Source organism: Pseudomonas sp. 05T35 (assembly GCF_056396605.1).
In genome coordinates, this window is sequence record NZ_JBFTLU010000883.1 from 1 (window position 1) to 608 (window position 608).

The 608-nt window shown below is 57.2% G+C and carries 2 pseudogenes; both read left to right on the plus strand.

The features are described 5' to 3' along the window. Window positions 1-437, plus strand: a pseudogene (locus AC1DH9_RS30470) (glycosyltransferase); the annotation flags it as partial. A 2-nt stretch (window positions 438-439) separates the two neighbouring features. Then, window positions 440-608, plus strand: a pseudogene (locus tag AC1DH9_RS30475) (methyltransferase); the annotation flags it as partial.

The following is a 608-nucleotide window of genomic DNA, read 5'->3' on the forward strand; positions in this document are numbered from 1 at the left end:
ATGCCTTGCAGACCTTGCCGGAGTCACGGCGTTTCATGAAGGGCTTGTTCGCCTGGGTCGGGTTTCGGACGACCCATGTCGATTACGAGCGTCCGGAGCGGGTGGCGGGGGAAAGCAAATTCAATGGCTGGCGCTTGTGGAATTTCGCGCTGGAAGGCATCACCAGTTTCAGCACCGACCCGCTCAAGGTATGGACGTATCTGGGGCTGTTGGTGTCGGTGGTTTCTTTTTCATTTGCCACTTTCATTGTGCTGCGGACGTTGTTGACCGGGATCGATGTCCCGGGCTACGCCTCGCTGATGGTTGCCGTCACCTTTCTGGGGGGGCTGCAATTGATCGGTATCGGGGTGCTGGGTGAGTACCTGGGCAGAACCTACATCGAATCAAAACGCCGCCCGGTTTTTCTGGTGCGTCGCGTCCATAATGCCAAGGACTGACCATGGATCTCAAGGAAACCGACATCCTCGGTTCAAGCATCGAGCAGCATTGGTACTACCGCTCAAAAGCGGCGGCGACGACTCGTTTGCTGGGCAATGCGCGGGTCGACAGGATTCTTGACGTAGGTGCGGGTTCGGGGTTCTTTTCCCATCATCTGCTGACCCATACGG